This is a genomic window from Curtobacterium sp. MCSS17_007, from assembly GCF_003234175.2.
Classification (GTDB): domain Bacteria; phylum Actinomycetota; class Actinomycetes; order Actinomycetales; family Microbacteriaceae; genus Curtobacterium.
In genome coordinates, this window is record NZ_CP126257.1 from 2637726 (window position 1) to 2656304 (window position 18579).

Annotated in this window: 14 protein-coding genes; 8 read left to right on the top strand and 6 right to left on the bottom strand. The window is 72.1% G+C overall.

Features of this window, described 5'->3' with window-relative positions:
- Nucleotides 1–38: 38 nt before the first annotated feature.
- Nucleotides 39–779, top strand: coding sequence for an SDR family oxidoreductase (locus DEJ22_RS12505; protein WP_111227770.1), 741 nt, complete (start codon nt 39–41; stop codon nt 777–779).
- On the opposite strand, the gene DEJ22_RS12510 is transcribed toward DEJ22_RS12505, so the two are convergent.
- The 5 genes from DEJ22_RS12510 to rsmI all read right to left on the bottom strand — a co-directional run bounded on the left by DEJ22_RS12510 (nt 776) and on the right by rsmI (nt 5801).
- Nucleotides 776–1315, bottom strand: a complete 540-nt coding sequence (locus DEJ22_RS12510) for a hypothetical protein (RefSeq protein ID WP_146241778.1) — start codon at nt 1313–1315, stop codon at nt 776–778. The genes DEJ22_RS12505 and DEJ22_RS12510 overlap by 4 nt on opposite strands.
- A gap of 120 nt (nt 1316–1435) precedes the next feature.
- Entirely contained in the window at nt 1436–2320 is an 885-nt protein-coding gene (rsmA, locus tag DEJ22_RS12515) for a 16S rRNA (adenine(1518)-N(6)/adenine(1519)-N(6))-dimethyltransferase RsmA (RefSeq protein ID WP_181430910.1), read from the bottom strand.
- On the bottom strand, nt 2287–3225 hold the full coding sequence (locus DEJ22_RS12520; RefSeq protein ID WP_181430908.1) for a TatD family hydrolase: 939 nt from the start codon (nt 3223–3225) through the stop codon (nt 2287–2289). The genes rsmA and DEJ22_RS12520 overlap by 34 nt, the downstream gene beginning before the upstream one ends.
- Entirely contained in the window at nt 3222–4802 is a 1581-nt protein-coding gene (metG, locus tag DEJ22_RS12525) for a methionine--tRNA ligase (protein WP_111227694.1), read from the bottom strand. The genes DEJ22_RS12520 and metG overlap by 4 nt, the downstream gene beginning before the upstream one ends.
- A gap of 177 nt (nt 4803–4979) precedes the next feature.
- Nucleotides 4980–5801, bottom strand: coding sequence for a 16S rRNA (cytidine(1402)-2'-O)-methyltransferase (rsmI, locus tag DEJ22_RS12530; protein ID WP_111227693.1), 822 nt, complete (start codon nt 5799–5801; stop codon nt 4980–4982).
- 53 nt (nt 5802–5854) lie between these two features.
- Here rsmI and DEJ22_RS12535 point away from each other — a divergent pair, with 53 nt between their 5' ends.
- Nucleotides 5855–7486 carry a dolichyl-phosphate-mannose--protein mannosyltransferase gene (locus tag DEJ22_RS12535; RefSeq protein ID WP_111227768.1) on the top strand — a complete coding sequence of 544 codons (1632 nt, stop codon included), beginning with the start codon at nt 5855–5857 and terminating at the stop codon, nt 7484–7486.
- 136 nt (nt 7487–7622) lie between these two features.
- On the opposite strand, the gene DEJ22_RS12540 is transcribed toward DEJ22_RS12535, so the two are convergent.
- Entirely contained in the window at nt 7623–8282 is a 660-nt protein-coding gene (locus tag DEJ22_RS12540) for a TetR/AcrR family transcriptional regulator (protein WP_181430906.1), read from the bottom strand.
- A 162-nt stretch (nt 8283–8444) separates the two neighbouring features.
- Between DEJ22_RS12540 and DEJ22_RS12545 the strand changes: the two genes are divergently transcribed.
- From DEJ22_RS12545 to hrpA, 6 genes are all read left to right on the top strand, one after another.
- Complete coding sequence (locus DEJ22_RS12545; protein ID WP_111227692.1) at nt 8445–10004, top strand: MFS transporter; 1560 nt, start codon at nt 8445–8447, stop codon at nt 10002–10004.
- Between the two features lie 220 nt (nt 10005–10224).
- Entirely contained in the window at nt 10225–11085 is an 861-nt protein-coding gene (locus DEJ22_RS12550; RefSeq protein ID WP_111227691.1) for a sulfurtransferase, read from the top strand.
- A gap of 46 nt (nt 11086–11131) precedes the next feature.
- A complete protein-coding gene (locus DEJ22_RS12555; protein ID WP_111227690.1) occupies nt 11132–12199 on the top strand; it encodes an NAD-dependent epimerase/dehydratase family protein in 1068 nt (355 codons plus the stop codon).
- Between the two features lie 4 nt (nt 12200–12203).
- Nucleotides 12204–12734, top strand: coding sequence for a DEAD/DEAH box helicase family protein (locus DEJ22_RS12560; protein ID WP_111227689.1), 531 nt, complete (start codon nt 12204–12206; stop codon nt 12732–12734).
- Nucleotides 12735–12813: 79 nt separating this feature from the next.
- Nucleotides 12814–14646: a thioredoxin domain-containing protein gene (locus tag DEJ22_RS12565; protein ID WP_111227688.1), complete on the top strand. Its 1833-nt coding sequence runs from the start codon at nt 12814–12816 to the stop codon at nt 14644–14646.
- A gap of 68 nt (nt 14647–14714) precedes the next feature.
- Nucleotides 14715–18575: an ATP-dependent RNA helicase HrpA gene (hrpA, locus tag DEJ22_RS12570; RefSeq protein ID WP_111227766.1), complete on the top strand. Its 3861-nt coding sequence runs from the start codon at nt 14715–14717 to the stop codon at nt 18573–18575.
- Nucleotides 18576–18579 lie beyond the last annotated feature (4 nt).

Sequence of the window (18579 nt, forward strand, 5' to 3'; positions counted from 1 at the left end):
CCTGGAGCCGTCCCGTCCGCAGGGGCATCGTGGTCGACATGGACACCACGAACAGCACCGTCTTCATCTCCGGCGCGACCTCGGGCCTCGGGCTCGCCCTCGCACAGCGGCTGCAGGACGCCGGCAGCACCGTCGTCATCGGCGGCCGCCGTCAGGACCGCCTGGACGCCCTCGCCGCCGAGCACGGCTTCGGCACCGTGGCGATCGACGTCGCCGACGGCGCTTCGATCGCCAGCGCCGCCGCGGACGTCATCGCTCGCTGGCCGGAGCTCGACACCGTCGTCACCATGTCGGGCATCATGCGGAACGAGGACCTCCGCGACCCGGGGCACATCGACGACGCACTCGAGACCGTCCAGACGAACCTGGTCGGCACGATCCGCCTGATCGACGCCTTCCTGCCCCACCTGCTCTCCCGACCGGCAGCGACGCTCATCACCGTGTCGTCCGGTCTGGCCTTCGTCCCGCTCACGGCGACCCCGACCTACAACGCCACGAAGGCCGCCGTGCACTCCTACACGCAGGCACTCCGGCAGCAGCTCGTCGGCAGCCCGGTCGACGTGCTCGAGCTCGCTCCGCCGGCGGTGCAGACGGACCTGATGGGAGGAGCCGACTTCGGCGGCATGCCGCTCGACGAGTTCACCGACGAGGTGATGGGTCTGCTCGCGTCCGGCGCCGCCCCGGAGATCCTCGTGCAGAACGTGCAGCCGCTGCGCTGGGCAGAGCGCGACGGCACGCACCAGCAGATCCTCGAGGCGATGGCCGGCCGCGGACACTAGAACCGGCTGAGGAGCTCCCGCAGGTCAGCCTTCGCCTCGGGTATGCGCTCCGGACCGGTCAGGCGTTCCCGCTGCGCCGCGATCCGGACCGTCCCGGGGCGTGGGCCGTCCTCGGTGTTCACGAGGACGGACTCGCGGTCCGGGAAGGTCCACCGCGCGGAGGGGCGCTTGCCACCACGACGTTCCGAGGTGGGCGCGAAGCCGAACGCCTCCACGCACAGCGGCACGATCCGGTCGAGGACGGTTCCACGCTCGCCCGGTACCTGGCGCGACGCGGACACGGCGAAGGTGCCGTCGGACCGCTGCCCGGGGATCCGGAGGCCCCGGGACTGCTCGTAGCCGATGGTCACGCCCTGCGCCCACCACGGGTCCACGCCGAGCGCGACGAGGTGCGCGGCGATGGCGGTGTGTCCGATCGAGCGGCCGTCCGCCGCGTCGAGCAGGACGTACCAGTCGTCGGGCGATCTGCCGGTCGCGGCGGTCACCCGATCGGCTGCCATGCCCTGCGAGTGGGTCCGTACGGGGCCGGTCGTCATGGCGACAGCGTACGGCGGTCCGCCGCTCCGGCGCCCACGGACGAGCGAGGGCTCCATCGTCGGCCGACCGCTCCCCAGGCGCGGCACCTGCTGATCACTTCGTCCTTCGGCCGGGTCCTGTCAGCGGGCGGCGAGGACCGTCCGCCCGAGCTGCACGAAGTCGTCCGGCGACAGTGCCTCGCCCCGGGCGGTCGGATCGAGGCCGGCGGCGGTCAGCAGCTCCGATGCGCGGGCGCTCGAGCCGAGGACACCGGACAGGCTCTGCCGGAGCATCTTCCGACGCTGCTGGAAGGCCCCGTCGACGAGCTCGAAGACCTGCGCCCGCAGCGCCTCGTCCCCGGGGCGCTCACGACGGTCGAACCCGACGAGCACGCTGTCGACGTTCGGCACCGGCCAGAAGACCTGGCGGCTGATCTGTCCGGCAGTCGACCACGACCCGTACCAGGCGGCCTTGACGCTCGGAGCACCGTAGACCTTGCTGCCGGGGCCCGCGGCGATGCGGTAGCCGACCTCGGCCTGCACCATGACGAGCACCCGCTCGATGGTCGGGAAGGTCGCGAGCAGGTGCAGGAGCACGGGGACGGAGACGTTGTACGGCAGGTTCGCCACGACGTGGGTCGGCGCCTCGGGCAGTTCGTCCGCGGTCACGGCGAGGGCGTCCTGGTGGACGACCTGCAGCCGGGCGTCGGGCTGCATGCGCGACACGGTGGTCGGCAGCTGCGCCGCGAGCCGTCCGTCGATCTCCACCGCCGTCACCGACGCCCCGGTCTCGGTCAGTCCGAGCGTCAGCGACCCCAGCCCCGGTCCGATCTCGAGCACGCGGGCGTCTGCCGACACCCCACCGGCCGCGACGATGCGGCGCACGGTGTTCGCGTCGTGCACGAAGTTCTGACCGAGCTTCTTCGTCGGGGTGACGTCGAGCTTGGCGGCGAGGTCCCGGATCTCCGCCGGGCCGAGCAGTGCGCCCACGGCTACTGGTCCACCGTGACGGGCTCGGCGTCCCATGCGCCGTAGACCAGCTCGGTGGTCGAGGCGATCTGCGCCGCGAGCATCGACGCGTCGGTGCCGAGGGTCTCGGCCATCGACCGGAGCGTGAGCGGGATGAGGTACGGCGCGTTCGGCCGGCCGCGGTACGGCGTCGGCGTGAGGAACGGGGCGTCGGTCTCGATCATGACCAGGTGGCGCGGTGCGACCTGCAGGGCGTCACGGAGCGACTGCGCGTTCTTGAACGTGACGGTGCCGGCGAAGGACATGTACCAGCCGCGCTCCGCGCAGAGCCGGGCGAGGTCGGGGCCGCCGGAGAAGCAGTGGAACACGGTCTTCTCGGGAGCGCCGACGCGGTCGAGGACCTCGACCACGGCGTCGTGCGCGTCGCGGTCGTGGATCGTCAGCGCGAGGTCGTGCTCCTTGGCGATGCGGATGTGCTCCTCGAACGAGCGGACCTGTGCCGCCCGCCCGTCCTCGCCGGTGCGGAAGAAGTCGAGGCCGGTCTCACCGATCGCCCGGACGCGGGGCAGTGCCGCGAGCCGCTCGATGCCGGCGAGGTGCTCGTCGAGCAGCCCCTGCTCGTCGAGCACGGGTGCTTCGTTCGGGTGCAGCGCGACCGCGGCGAGCACGCGGGGCTCGCGCGCGGCGATCTGCGCGGACCACTCCGACGTCGCCAGGTCGGTGCCGACCTGCACGACGCCGCGGACGCCGACGCTCGATGCGCGGTCGAGGTGCTCGCGGTAGTCGAGCGGTCCGTCGCCGCCCTCGCCGACGCCGTCGGCGATCTCCATGTGCGTGTGGTTGTCGTACACGGGCACGACGAGCGCCTGCGGCAGCGGTGGGTAGCTCAGGTCGCGCTTCGAGCCGCCGGACGATCCCTCGCCCCGGGCCCGGACGTGCGAGGCGTCGGCCGCGTCGGTCACGCTGCGCCCTGCTCGGGCTGCTGCTCGATGCGCGGGAACAGCCCACTCTCGAGCGGCACGACGGTCGCGGCGCCCTGCCACTCGTACGCGCGGTCGACCCGCTGCTCGGTCACGGACCCGCCGGCCCCGATCGACGCCCAGAGCTTCTCGGTCGCCTTCGGCATCACCGGGGAGACCAGGACGTTCACGGTCCCGAGGCCCCGGAGCGCGGTCGTCAGGACGGTGCCGAGTCGCTCGCGGTTCGCCTCGTCCTTCGCCAGGGCCCAGGGCTCCTGCTCGGTGATGTAGCCGTTCAGTGCGTCGACGAGCTCCCACACGGCGGCGATCGCGTCGTGCGGGGCGAAGCCGTCGACCGCGGCGTCGGCCCGCTCGGTGACGGACACCGCCAGGTCGTCGACCGCCCGGTCGGAGTCGGTCAGCTCGCCGCGCTCGGGGACCGCACCGTCGAAGTACTTCTGCAGCATCGCGACGAGACGCGACGCGAGGTTGCCGAAGCCGTTCGCGAGGTCGGCCGAGTAGCGGGCGGAGATGTCCTCCCAACTGAAGTTGCCGTCCTGCCCGAACGTGATCGCGCGGAGGAAGTAGTAGCGGAAGGCGTCGGAGCCGAAGGTGTCCGTGATCTCCGACGGCGCGATGCCGGTGAGCTTCGACTTGGACATCTTCTCGCCGCCGACGAGCAGCCAGCCGTGGCCGAACACGCGCTCCGGCACGGGCAGCCCGGCAGCCATGAGCATGGCGGGCCAGATCACGGCGTGGAACCGGGCGATGTCCTTGCCGACGATGTGCACGCTCGGCCAGAGACGCTGGAAGGCCTCGTCGTCGTCCGACCCGTAGCCGAGGGCGGTGACGTAGTTGAGCAGGGCGTCGAACCACACGTAGAGCACGTGGTCGTGGTCCCAGGGGATCTGGATGCCCCAGTCGAAGCTCGACCGCGAGATCGACAGGTCCCGGAGGCCCTGCTTCACGAACGAGACGATCTCGTTGCGCACGCTCTCGGGCTGGATGAACTGCGGGTTCGACTCGTACAGGTGGAGCAGGCGCTGCTCGAAGTCGCTCATGCGGAAGAAGTAGTTGCGCTCGGCCAGGACCTCGACCGGGATCGAGTGGATCGCGCAGACCTGCTGGCCCTCGTACGGGCCGGTGCCGGGCACGAGGTCGCTCGGCTGCTTGTACTCCTCGCACCCGACGCAGTAGAAGCCCTCGAACTCGCCGGCGTAGATGAAGCCGTCGTCGTACAGCTTCTGCAGGAACGCGGTCACGCCGCGCTCGTGGCGCTCGTCGGTCGTGCGGATGAAGTCGTCGTTCGCGACGTCGACGGTGTCGAGGAGCGGCTTCCACGCGTCGGTGACGAGCCGGTCGGCCCACTCCTTCGGGGAGACGTCGTTCGCGCTGGCGGTCCGGAGGATCTTCTGGCCGTGCTCGTCGGTCCCCGTGAGCAGCCAGGTGTCGTCGCCCCGCTGCCGGTGCCAGCGCGCCATGAAGTCCGCGGCGACCTCGGTGTAGGCGTGCCCGATGTGGGGCACGTCGTTCACGTAGAAGATCGGCGTGGTGATGCTGAACGAGGACCCGTCGGACATGCGGACCATCCTACGGGCGGCCGGGAACCGCATGACGCGCCCCGCGCCAGCTGTGGAGAAGCCGGACGGGAGGCGCGTGGCGGACCCGCGCCGCGCCTCCCGTCCGGCACGGCCGCACCGCCGCTGGCGCGTCGATGCTGGACCGGCGGCGTGGGCCCGGTCCGGTCGTGGTCGCGGCTACCGCGCCGCCAGCGCGCCCTCGTACAGGTCGCGCTTCGACAGGCCGGTCGCGTCCGCGACCGCCGCGGCGGCCTCCTTCATGCGCGAGCCGGCGGCGACCCGCTCGAGCACCAGCCGCACACCGTCCTCGATGCTCGTCACGTCGAGGGCGCCGGTCGAGCCCTCGACGACGACGCAGATCTCCCCGCGCACGCCGTCGGCCGCCCACGCTGCCAGCCCGGCCAGCGTGTCGCGGCGGACCTCCTCGTGCAGCTTCGTGAGCTCACGGCACACGACCGCGCGGCGGTCGTCGCCGAACCCGGCGGCCATGTCGGTGAGCGTGTCGGCGAGCCGGTGCGGGGACTCGAAGAAGACCATCGTCCGCTGCTCGCCCGCCAGCGACGCGAACAGGCGACGGCGCTCCCCGGCCTTGCGGGTCGGGAAGCCCTCGAAGCTGAAGCGGTCGGTCGGCAGGCCGGACACGGCGAGCGCCATGAGCACCGCGGACGGACCGGGCAGGGCGGTGACGGTCACACCGGCGGCCGCGGCTGCCTCGACCAGGGGGAACCCCGGGTCGCTGATCGCCGGCATGCCCGCGTCGGTGAGGACCACCACGTCCTCGTCGCGGGCGAGCTCGACCACCTCGGAGGCCTTCGCGCGCTCGTTGTGCTCGTGGAGGGCGATGAGGCGCGGGCGGTTCTCGATGCCGAGCGCGCGCATCAGGTGGATCGCGGTCCGGGTGTCCTCGGCGGCCACCACGCTCGCGTTCGACAGGGTCTCGACGAGCCGGCGCGACGCGTCGCCGAGGTTGCCGATGGGCGTTGCTGCGAGGACGATCACCTCCCCATTCTGGTGCCAGGTCCGCGGTGGCGACGATCCGTAGGATGCAGGCGATGACCAGCGAGCTGACCGACGACCGCACCGCCCTCGTCGACGGACCGGTCGGCTCCCGTCTCGACGACTGGTGGGGTCGCGCCCTGTCGACGTCGCGGCGCGTCGCGCTCTGGCGGTGGACGGGCCCGATCGCGGTCACCCTGCTGGCGGCCGTGCTCCGGCTCGTGGGACTCGGACACCCGCACTCGCTCGTGTTCGACGAGACGTACTACGTCAAGGACGGCTGGTCGATCGTGCACCTCGGGTACGAGGGCACCTGGCCGGCGAACTCCTCGGACGACGGCGCCCCGACGACCGACCAGCGCTTCGCGGACGGTGAGACCGACCTGTACTCGCGGGCGGCGGAGTTCATCGCCCACCCCCCGCTCGGCAAGTACCTGATCGGCCTCGGGATGCTGCTGTTCGGTGCCGACAGCTCGTTCGGGTGGCGGTTCACCGTCGCCGTGTTCGGCACTGCGACCGTGTTCCTGACCGCGGTCATCGCCCGCTCGCTGTTCCGGTCGACGGCGATCGGGACGCTCGCCGGCTTCCTGCTCGCGATCGACGGGCAGGCGATCGTGCTGTCGCGCGTCACGCTGCTCGACGGCATCCTGACCTTCTTCGTCGTCCTCGGCGCGGGGGCGCTGTTGCTCGACCGGCGGTGGGCGAAGCGGCGGCTCGACGACTGGGTCCGACGCCGGGCGGACGCCGGACGGGACACGCTCTGGGGACCGGTGCTGGTCTGGCGGCCGTGGCTCCTCGCGATGGGCGTCGCGCTCGGCCTCGCGTCCGCGACGAAGTGGTCCGGGCTGTACTTCCTGGCGTTCTTCGCGCTGTACTCCGTGCTGAGCGACATGATGATGCGCCGCCGGGCGGGCGTGACGTTCTGGTCGTCGAGCGCGTTCCTGCAGCAGGCACCGGTGACGTTCCTGCTCACCGTCCCGATCGCCGCCGTGACCTACCTGGCCTCGTGGACAGGGTGGTTCCGCACCTCGGGCGGGTGGGACCGGAACTGGATCGCAAGCGGCGGGGAGCGTTGGACGGGGCTGCTCGCTTGGGTGCCGGAGTCGTTCCAGAACTGGTGGCACTACCAGTCGGAGATCTACGGCTTCAACATCGGCCTGCACACACCGCACTCGTACCAGGCGAACCCGCTGCTCTGGCTCGTCATGCAGCGGCCGACGTCCATGTACTACGAGGGCACGAACGCGGGACAGGACGGGTGCTGGGCGAGCCGCTGCGGCGAGGCGATCACCGGCATCGCGAACCCGTTCATCTGGTACGCCTCGGTGATCGCGGCGATCGCGCTGCTCGTGCTCTTCGTGCTGCGCCGTCGCTGGGAGTACGGCTTCGTGCTGATCGGCGTCGCTGGCGGGTACCTGCCGTGGCTGCTGTACACCGACCGCACGGTGTTCCAGTTCTACACGGTGGCGTTCGAGCCGTTCCTCGTCATGGGCCTGGCCGCAGCGATCGGGCTCGTCGCGGGGTCACGGACCGATCCGCGGCCGCGACGGACGCGGGCGTTGGTGTGGATCGGTGTGTACCTCGGCGTCGTCGTGCTCGCCTCCGCGTACTGGTACCCGATGTGGACCGGCCTGCAGATGCCGTGGGACTTCATCCGGTCCCACTACTGGCTGCCGAGCTGGCTGTAGCGGCCGGGTGCTGACGGCGCAGCCGCGCCGGTACGCCGCTGTCGGTCCGCGCTGGCGGTGCGCGCTGTCGGCCTGGAGGCGCGGTGCGGGACCGCCACGTGCCTCCCGTCCGGTGCGGTGTCGCGTCCGGTGACCGTCAGGGCTGGCCGTGCAGGGCGCGCTCGATGGCGGCGCGGTCGAGCGGCGCGCCGACCATCGGGTCGGTGGTGCCGCCGGGCAGCACGCCCTCGAGCACCACCTCGGCGTAGCGGCGCCACGCGTCGGGGTCGTGGGCACGAGTGGTGTCCGCGACGGCGCCGACCATCGTCGTGAGCATCGGGAGGTCGGCGTAGCTGAACCCGGCGCGCACCACCCCGGCCGCCGCTGCACGCTCGATGATCGTCGCGACCTGGCGCTCGAGCCGGTCCCGCTCGTTGACGATCGACGGCCGCGCCTTCCCCGCGCGGACGATGGCATCGGCCAGGGCACGGTCGCGTGCGCGGAACTCGAACACGCCCATCAGGTAGACGCGGAGGGCCTCACGCGGATCGGTCTCCTGCGCTGCGCGGGAGGCGGCAGCGTTCATCGCCTCGAACTTGGTGGCGAGCAGCGCCTCGATCAGGGCGTCCTTGTCGGCGAACCGGCGGTAGACCGTCCCGACGCCGACCCCGGCCTCGTGCGCGATGTCGTTGAGCGTGACCGAGAGCCCGCGCTCCGCGAAGCACCTGCGCGCGGTCTGCAGGATCAGCTCGCGGTTGCGCGCGGCGTCGGCGCGCAGGGGGCGCTCGAGCTCGTGCGCGCTGTCGGTGGTGCTCACGGTGTCGACCGTAGTTGAAGAATCTGGGAACAAACGGATGCGGTCACTCCGTTTCGGTCTACACTCGACACAAACGGATGCACCACATCCGGTTCCACCTCCTCGCGAAGCGCTCGACGGCGCGTGCTCCGCCACTCCCACCCTTCTCCGAAGGAGGCTGCCGTGACGGCAGAACAGACCGTGCCGACCCCGACCGGGTCGGCACCCACGACGACCGGCCGTGCTACCGGGACCACGCCCGGCTCCGACCGGGCCAACCACCGCTGGATCGCGCTGGCGGTCATCGCCCTGGCCCAGCTCATGGTCGTGCTCGACGCGACCATCGTGAACATCGCCCTCCCGTCGGCGCAGGCCGACCTCGGCTTCGGCACCGACCAGCGGCAGTGGATCGTCACCGCGTACTCGCTGGCGTTCGGCTCCCTGCTCCTGCTCGGCGGTCGCCTCGGTGACCTGTTCGGCCGGAAGACCACCTTCATCGTCGGCCTGGTCGGGTTCGCTGTCGCCTCGGTGCTCGGTGGCCTCGCCGACTCGTTCGGTCTGCTCGTCGCCGCCCGTGCACTGCAGGGCATCTTCGGAGCGCTGCTCGCCCCCTCGGCGCTCGGCATGCTCACCACGACCTTCCGTGACCCGAAGGAACGCGGCCGGGCGTTCGGCATCTTCGGGTCGATCGCCGGCTCGGGTGCGGCGATCGGCCTGCTGCTCGGCGGCGTGCTGACCGAGTACGCGTCCTGGCGCTGGTGCCTCTACGTCAACGTCGTGTTCGCGGTGCTCGGCGTCATCGGCGCGCTCGTCTTCATGGCGAAGCCGCCGAAGGTCGAGCGTCCCCGCATCGACGTCGCCGGCGTCCTGACGATCACCGCGGGCCTGGTCGGCATCGTCTACGGGTTCTCGAACGCCGAGTCGAACGGCTGGGACGCCCCGCTCACCATCGTCATGCTCGCCGCGGGCGTCCTGCTCGTCGCTGCCTTCGTCGTGGTCGAGACGCGGGTCGCGCACCCGCTCCTGCCGTTGCGCGTCGTCCTCGACCGCGACCGCGGTGGTGCCTTCATCGCGATCGGCCTCGTGGCGATCGGCATGTTCGGCATCTTCCTGTTCCTGACCTACTACCTCGAGCAGACCCTCGGCTTCAGCTCGCTGCAGACCGGCCTGGCGTTCCTGCCGATGCCGCTGTCGATCATGGTCTCGGCGACGCAGATCGGTGGACGACTGCTCCCCCGTGTCGGTCCGAAGGTCCTGATCTTCGCCGGCGGTCTCGTCGCGGCGACCGGGTTGCTGCTCCTGCTCCGCACCGAGGTCGACAGCACCTACGCGGGGACCGTCCTGCCGGCGCTGATCGTGATCGGTCTCGGCATGGGCACCATCTTCTCGTCGGCGATGAACACCGCGACGACCGGTGTCGCCCGTGCGGATGCCGGTGTGGCCTCGGCGACGGTGAACACGATGCAGCAGATCGGCGGCTCGATCGGTACGGCGCTGCTCTCGACGATCTTCGCCGACGTCGTCGAGGACAGCCTGTCGGGCCTCTCGGCGGCACCGACGAAGCTCCAGCAGGCGCAGGCGGTGATCGACGGGTACCACGTGGCCTTCGGGATCTCTGCCGGGGTGCTCGTGCTCGTCGCCCTCGCCGGCGGCCTGCTCATCAACCGGCAGTCGGTGCGGCTCGCGAAGCTCGAGCACGCGTCGGCAGCCACGACGGGCAGCATCCCGGCCGCGGCGCACTAGCCGTCCCCGGCGCCACGCCGTCGGCACTGGCGCTACGACATCCCACGCATCGATCGATGCGTGGGATGTCGCGGTCCGCGGTGCGATCGCCGAACATCTGGTCGACGAGCGGCCCTCCTCGTCGCCGCGGATTCGGCGGTCCTCGCGGTCCGGACACCGGCGTTGCGCACTGTGTCGGACTCCCGGCGCCTCGTCGGAGGACCCGGTTACCCTGAGCGCCATGGCCCCCGTCCTGACCTCGCCGCTCGTGTCGACGCAGTGGCTCGCCGACCACATCGGAGCCGACGAACTCGTCGTCCTCGATGCCTCGGTGATGACCGCCGGGGTCGGCACGGCGATGCAGTGGCAGGGCGCGCGTGACGCCTACGAGCAGCACGGGCACGTCCCGGGCGCGCGCTACGCCGACCTGGTCGACGACTTCTCGGCCCCCGACGCCGCCCTGCCGTTCACACGACCGAGCGCCGAGCGCTTCGAGGCCGCGGCGCGGGCCCTCGGGGTCACCAACGACTCCACCGTCGTGGTCTACGACGACAGCGTCGGCGAGTGGGCGGCACGCCTGTGGTGGATCTTCCGCGCGTTCGGCTTCGACGACGTCGCGGTGCTCGACGGCGGGTTCTCGAAGTGGCGGGACGAAGGACGCCCGGTCCGTGTCGGGCCGCTCCGCAACGGTGGCGCACCGACGTCCGCCGAGCCCTTCCTCGCCGGTGTGGAACGTCCGTACTGGGCGGACCGCGACCGCGTCCTGCGCGCCGTCCGCGGTGAGGAGCCCGCCGCCGTCGTGCTGGCGGCTCCCCCGTCGGTGCTCGGCACGGACCACCCGGGAGTCGTGCCGGGCAGCACCGCGATCACCACCGACGACGTGATCGACCCCGAGACGAACACCCTCCGCCGCCGCGCCGCCCTGGCCGAGGTGTTCGCGCCCGTCCTCGACGCGGACGAGATCGTCACCTACTGCGGCGTCGGCAGCGCGGCGTGCGTCGACGCCCTGGCCCTGACCGTGCTCGGGCACGACCAGGTGAAGGTGTACGACGGTTCCCTCGCCGAGTGGTGGCGCCTCGAACCGGAGCTCGTCGCGTCCTGACCGGGCACCGTCGTCCGTGCTGCCCCGGCGGCACTAGCGTGGCCGCATGAGCACCAGACGCGCCGTCGTCCTCGGCGGTACCGGCGGCATCGGTTCGGCCGTGGTCCGCGACCTGCTCGACCTGTCGGGCCGTGGCGGGGACGACTGGCAGGTCGAGTTCGTCGCGCGGCGCGGCGGTCCGACCGCCGACACCCTGACCGCAGCCGGCGCCACGTTCGTCCCCGGGGACCGCCGCGACACGACCGTGCTCCGCGGACTCCTGCGCCCGGGCGCGGACCTGCTCGTGGACACCGTCGGGCTCACCCGCGACGACGCCCTGCAGCTCCGGCCGTTCCTCGACGACGTCGGCTCGACCGTCTTCGTGTCGTCGAAGGCGGTGTACGTCGACGACCGGGGTCGACACGCCAACGCGCTCGACAAGCCGGTGTTCGGCGGGCCCGTGTCCGAGCTGCAGCCGACCGTCGTGGCCGGCGACGGCGACCCGACCTCGCGCGACGGCTACGGTGCCGCGAAGGTGGCCGCGGAGCAGGTCCTGCTCGACCACGGCGCCCCGGTCACCGTGCTCCGCCCCTCCAAGGTGTACGGCGTCGCCATCAGTCGTCCCCGGGAGTGGTTCGTGGTGCGCCGAGCGCTCGACGGACGGGAGCGCATCCTGCTCGCCGACCACGGCCGTGGCGTCGACCACACCACGGCGGCGAGCGGCATCGCGTCGCTCGTGCGGCTCGTCGCCGACGCTCCCGACCGCCGGATCCTCAACGTGGCGGACGAGACCGCTCCGGACGTGCTCGAGATCGTCCGGACCCTGGCCGGGCTGGTGGACCACCGGTTCGACGAGGTCCTGCTCGACCAGGACGCCCCGGCCTTCGTCGGGACGACGCCGTGGAGCTCGCCCTCGCCCTTCGTCCTCGACACCTCGGCGGCGCGGGCGCTCGGTTGGCAGCCGCCCCGGTACGCCGATGCGGTGCGCCCCGAGGTCGACTGGCTGCTCGAGACCGCGCACGCGGTGCCCGCCGACGGGGACGTCCCCTGGGCGGCCGACCCGTTCTGGGACCGCATGTTCGACTACGGGCCCGAGGACGCCGCCCTGGCGCTGCTCTCCCTCGGCCGGAGCTGACGCGGTGCCCCGGTCGGAGGTCCTGTTCGTCGGAGGCCGGTCGGGCGTCGGCAAGACCACCGCGGCCGAGGCGCTCCACGACCTGCTGGGAGCAGCGGACGTGCCGCACGCCGTCATCGAGGGCGACCTCCTCGACCTCGCCCACCCGGCGCCGCACTTCGCCCACCCGGACGTGCGTCTCGCCGAGCGCAACCTCCGGACCATGTGGGCGGCGTACCGCGAGCTCGGGTACCACCGGCTCGTCTTCACGAACACCGTCGCCGTGCTCGAGCACGAGCGGCTCTCCGTCGCGATGGGCGACGACCCGGTCGTCCGTGCAGTGCTGCTGCGCGCCTCCGACGCCACGACCGCGACGCGTCTGGCGCGTCGGGCCGGCGGTCCGGTCCCGACGGCGCAGCTCGCGCACAGCACGGAGACGGCCAGGAGGCTCGACACCGCGACCGCCGGCACGGTCACCCGGGTGGACACCGACGGCCGGACGCCCTCCGAGGTCGCGAGAGCCCTCGCATCCGTCGCCGGGTGGCTGCCGACCTGACCCCTGTGGACCGATCGCGTCTGTCCACCGATCGCCACACCGGGCGCGCCGTCCAGCGCCGACGGGGCACGCTGGGCGCATGAACGACAACCGGCTCGGGACCGCGGTCAGCCCGTACCTGCGACTGCACGCCGACAACCCCGTCGACTGGCGCGAGTGGGGGCCGGCGGCCTTCGCCGAGGCACGGGAGCGCGACGTGCCGGTGCTCGTCTCCGTCGGGTACGCCACGTGCCACTGGTGCCACGTCATGGCGCGTGAGAGCTTCTCCGACCCGGAGATCGGCGAGCTGCTGCGTCGGGACTTCGTCGCGGTCAAGGTCGACCGAGAAGAGCGCCCGGACGTGGACGCCAGCCTCATGGCCTCGGCGAGCGCCTTCACGCAGCAGCTCGGGTGGCCGTTGACGGCGTTCACGACGCCCGAGGGACGAGTCTTCTTCGCGGGTACCTACTACCCGCCCACGCAGGTCGGGCAGGTCGGCTCGTTCCGCCAGGTCCTGGCCGCCGTGCTCGACGCGTGGCAGGAGCGCCGGCACGAGGTCGACGCGAACGCGGGCGCCATCGCGACGGCGATCCGGCAGGGTGCCGAGGCGGACGCGGCCGCCCGTGGTGGCGGGACGGGGGACGGGGTCGGCCCGCGCCTCCCGTCCGTCGACGCGATCCGGGCAGTGACCGCTCAGCTCGTCTCCGCCGAGGACACCACGTACGGCGGCTTCGGTGGTGCCCCGAAGTTCCCGAGTGCGCCGCTCCTCGAGTTCCTCGCCGACGTCGGAGCCGACGGCGACGAGATCGCGGGTGCCCTGCGCGACCGCAGCCTGCGTGCGATCCGGTCGACCGAGTTGACGGACGCCGACGGGGGTGTGTTCCGGTACGCGACGAAGCGCGACTGGAGCGTGCCGCACTACGAGCGGATGCTCTACGACAACGCGGGCCTGCTCGCGATCGCCGGCGCCGAGCAGGCACGGGGGATCGCGGACTTCCTCCGGGACACGCTGCGGCGACCGGACGGTGCCTTCGTCGCCGCGCAGGACAGCGAGTCGACCATCGACGGCCGACGCGTGGAGGGCGACTGGTACCGACTGCCGCTCGACGAGCGTGCTCGGTTCGCCCCGCCGCCGCTCGACGACCAGGTGCTGACCGGCTGGAACGGACTCGCGATCCGGGGCCTCGCGCTCGCGGGTGCCCGGCACCGCGACGACGAGATGATCGCACTCGCACGCGGGGCGGCCGATGCCGTGCTCGCCGCGCACGTGCAGGACGGGCACGTCACCGTCCGGTCGAGCACCGCCCACGGCACGTCGTCCGCCCCGCCGACCATCGAGGACGTCGGGCTGCTCGCCGAGGGGCTGCTCGAACTGGCGCTCGTCACCGGCGAAGTCCGCTACGCCGTGACCGCCAGGTCCCTGGTCGACGACGGGCTCGCGGGGAGCTTCGCCGTCGACCCGGTCCTGCACGCGGCGGGGACCGCGACCGGCGAGCAGCCGCAGACGGCACTGCGGTCGGGGACCGTCGCACTGGCGTCAGCGGCCGCGACGACGGCGGCGCTGACGGGTGACGGGGCCTTGCGGACCGCGGCGGCGTCGATGGTCGCCGACCGAGCCCGCACGGGCACCGAACGGCCGCTCGGGCACGCGGACGCGCTCGGCGTGGCGCTCGCGCTGCAGCGGTCGTCGCGCGAGGTCGTCGTGGTGTCGCCCGACCCGGACGACCCGATGCGGGCCGTCGCGCACGGCGCTCGTCGCCCCGGCACGGTGGTCGCCTCCGTGACACCGCCGCAGGCCCGAGCGTGGGCCGATGCCGGCTTCTCGCTCTTCGCGGGACGGGACGGTGCCGCCCCGGCCGCGTACGTCTGCCACGACCACGTGTGCGCCCTGCCGGCGCACACCGGCGACGAACTCGCCGACCAGCTGCGCTGAGCGCGGGACCGCGTGCGCGTCGGTCCCGCGCGCACCGCCATCCGCCGGACCGCTATCCTGGAATGCTCATGTCTGCCACGCCCGTCATCACGTACCCGCCCGAACTGCCGGTGTCGCAGCGGCGGGACGACATCGCTGCCGCGATCCGCGACCACCAGGTGGTCATCGTCGCCGGTGCCACGGGCTCGGGCAAGACGACGCAGCTGCCGAAGATCTGCCTGGAGCTCGGCCGCGAGTCGATCGGGCACACGCAGCCCCGCCGGATCGCGGCGCGGACCATCGCCGAGCGCGTCTCCGAGGAACTCGGCGGCGAACTCGGCGACCTCGTCGGCTACCAGGTGCGCTTCACCGACAAGGTGAGTGCGAACACCCGGATCAAGCTGATGACCGACGGGATCCTGCTCAACGAGATCCACTTCGACCGCGACCTGAAGCGCTACGACACGATCATCATCGACGAGGCGCACGAGCGCTCGCTGACGATCGACTTCCTGCTCGGGTACCTGAAGCGACTCCTCCCGCGGCGCCCGGACCTCAAGGTGATCATCACGAGTGCGACGATCGACCCGGAGTCGTTCTCGAAGCACTTCGGCGACGCACCGATCATCGAGGTGTCCGGTCGCACCTACCCGGTCGAGATCCGCTACCGGCCGCTCGTCGCCGACGACGCGGCGGACACCGACGACAGCGACGACACCGACCCCCGAACTGACGACCACGGCGATCGGACCGGCGGTGCTGCCGACGACCGCGACGTGCTGCAGGGCATCACCGACGCGCTCGACGAACTCGCACGCGAGGACCCGGGCGACGTCCTCGTCTTCCTTTCTGGCGAGAACGAGATCCGCGACGCGCAGGAGGCCATCGAGGGCAAGCGGTCCCCGGGCACCGAGGTCCTGCCGCTCTACGGGCGCCTGTCGGCCGCCGACCAACACCGGGTGTTCGAGCGTCGGACCACACCCGGCATCCGTCGCCGCGTCGTCCTCGCGACCAACGTGGCGGAGACGAGCCTGACCGTGCCGGGCATCAAGTACGTGATCGACACCGGCACCGCCCGCATCTCCCGGTACTCCCCGCGGGCGAAGGTCCAGCGGCTGCCGATCGAGGCGATCAGCCAGGCGAGCGCGAACCAGCGCTCCGGCCGTGCCGGTCGCACCAGCGCGGGCATCGCGATCCGGCTCTACTCCGAGGACGACTTCGCCCGCCGTCCCGAGTTCACGGACCCGGAGATCCTCCGCACGAACCTCGCCGCGGTGATCCTGCAGATGATCTCGCTCGGCTTCGGCGACATCGAGCGCTTCCCGTTCCTGCAGCCGCCGGACTCCCGCGGCGTGAAGGACGGCCTCGACCTGCTCCGCGAGCTCCGTGCGGTCGACGGCGACGGTCGGATCACGAAGGCCGGCCGTCAGCTCACCCGACTGCCGATCGACCCGCGGCTCGGCCGGATGGTGCTCGAGGCCGGGCGTCAGGGCGTCGGTCGTGAGGTCATCGCGATCGTCAGCGCCCTGAGCATCCAGGACCCACGCGAGCGACCGCTCGAGAAGCGCGCGCACGCCGACCAGCTGCACGCCCGCTTCGCCGACCCGACGAGCGACTTCCTCACCCTGCTCAACCTCTGGAACCACATCGAGGACAAGCAGGACGAGCTGTCGTCGAGCGCGTTCCGGCGTCTGTGCAAGGCCGAGTTCCTCAACCACCTGCGCATCCGCGAGTGGCAGGACCTGTACCGCCAGCTGTCCCGCGCCGCGAAGCAGGTCGACGTCCGGGTCGGGCAGTCCCGATCCGAGGACGGCGATGCCGTGCACCGGTCACTGCTCGCAGGGCTCCTCAGCCAGATCGGGCTGCGCGACAAGGAGAAGCGCGACTACCTCGGAGCACGCAACGTGCGCTTCGTGGTGTTCCCGGGCAGCGTCCTGGCGAAGAAGCAGCCCGACGCTGTGATGGCCGCCGAGCTCGTCGAGACGAGCCGGCTCTTCGCCCGCACCGTCGGGCGGATCGATCCGGCCTGGGTCGAGCCGCTCGCCGGGGACCTGCTCAAGCGCACCTACGGCGAGCCCCACTGGGAGAAGAAGCAGGGCGCGGTCGTGGCCTACGAGCGCGTCACCCTGTTCGGCGTCCCGATCGTCCAGCGCCGCCGCGTGCAGTACAAGCGCGTCGACCCGGAGCACTCGCGTGAGCTGTTCATCCGGCACGCCCTGGTCGAGGGTGAGTGGGACGCACAGCAGGCCTTCGACCGGGCGAACCGGAAGCTCCGCCGCGAGCTGGAGCAGCTCGAGGAGCGCACCCGCCGCCGCGACATCCTGTTCGACGACGAGCGCGTGTACGAGTTCTACGACGCCAGGATCCCCGCCGACGTCGCCACGACGCGCGACTTCGAGGGTTGGTGGCGCACGACCCGTCGCGAGCAGCCCGACCTGCTCACGATGCGCCGGCAGGACCTGCTGGACGAGGACGCAGCCGAGGCCGCGCAGGACGAACAGGAGTACCCGACGCAGTGGCGCTCCGGCGACCAGCGCCTGGCGATCAAGTACCGCTTCGAGCCGGGCGCGCAGGACGACGGCGTCAGCGTGCAGGTGCCGCTGGCACTGCTCCCCCGCATGCGCGAGGAGGGCTTCGACTGGCAGGTCCGCGGTCTGCGCAAGGAGCTCGTCACCGCCCTCATCAAGTCGCTGCCGAAGCAGATCCGGAAGAACGTCGTCCCGGCCGCCGACTGGGCCGAGAAGATCGTCGCCGAGCTGCCCGACGACGCGCCGACCGAACCGACCGAGTCCTTCCGCGCGACCCTCGCGGCGGCGATCCAGCGGATGACGTACGTCCCGGTGGCCGAGGGCGACTTCGACCTGTCGCGGGTGCCCGCGCACCTGCTGCCCACCTGGGCGGTCGTCGACGAGCGCGGCCGCCGGGTCGAGTCCGGCAAGGACCTCGCGGCCCTGCAGACGAAGCTGAAGGACCGGACCCAGCGGAGCGTCGCCTCCGCCACGGCGAGGGCAGCGGCCCGGCCGGGAGGCGCGGCGCGCGTCGCCGGGGCGTCCTCCGGCACGCAGGTGGAACGGTCCGGTCTCACCGCCTGGCCGTCCGACGACCTGCCGCAGGTCCTCGACACGAAGCAGGCCGGTGGCGTGATCCGGGCATACCCGTCCCTGGTCGAGGAGGGCGACGGCCCGAAGGCGACCGTCGGCGTCCGGCTCCTGGCGACCCCCGGTGACCGAGCGGTCAGCATGCCCGCCGGCGTCCGTCGGCTCGTCATGCACGCGGTGCCCTCGCCGGTGTCGTACGTGCAGTCGCACCTCACCGCGCAGGAGAAGCTCGCGCTCGCGGCGAGCCCCTACCCGTCGACCGCGGCGCTGTTCGACGACGTTCTGGCCGCCGTCGTGGACGCCGGCATCCGTCGCGCGCACCCGGACGGCCTCGTGTTCACGAAAGCGGAGTTCGAGTCCGTGCGGGACGCCGTGTCGGCCACCGTCGTCGACACCATGTTCACCGCGGTGTCCGAGGTCGCCGCGGTCCTGACGGCGCAGCGCGCGGCCGACAAGGCGATGAAGCAGGCCAACTCGATGGCCCTGCTACCCGCGCTCACGGACATGCGCCAGCAGGTGGAGCGCCTGGTCTTCCCGGGCTTCGTCGCCGTCGCCGGACTCGACCGACTCCGGCGGATCCGGGTGTACCTGCAGGGGGTCGAGGCCCGCGTGCAGAAGCTCCTGCAGAACCCGGGGCGCGATGCGACGTGGATGCGCGAAGTCACCGTCGCGACCGACCGCTACACCGACGCCGGGGGGACCTTCCCGCCGTCCACCGGCTCGCACCCCGAGCTGGTGCACGCCCGGTGGATGCTCGAGGAGTTCCGCCTCAGCCTGTTCGCCCAGGAACTCGGGACCGCCGAGACGGTGTCGCTGCAGCGCATCACGAAGACCCTGGCCGCCGCCCGCTGACCTG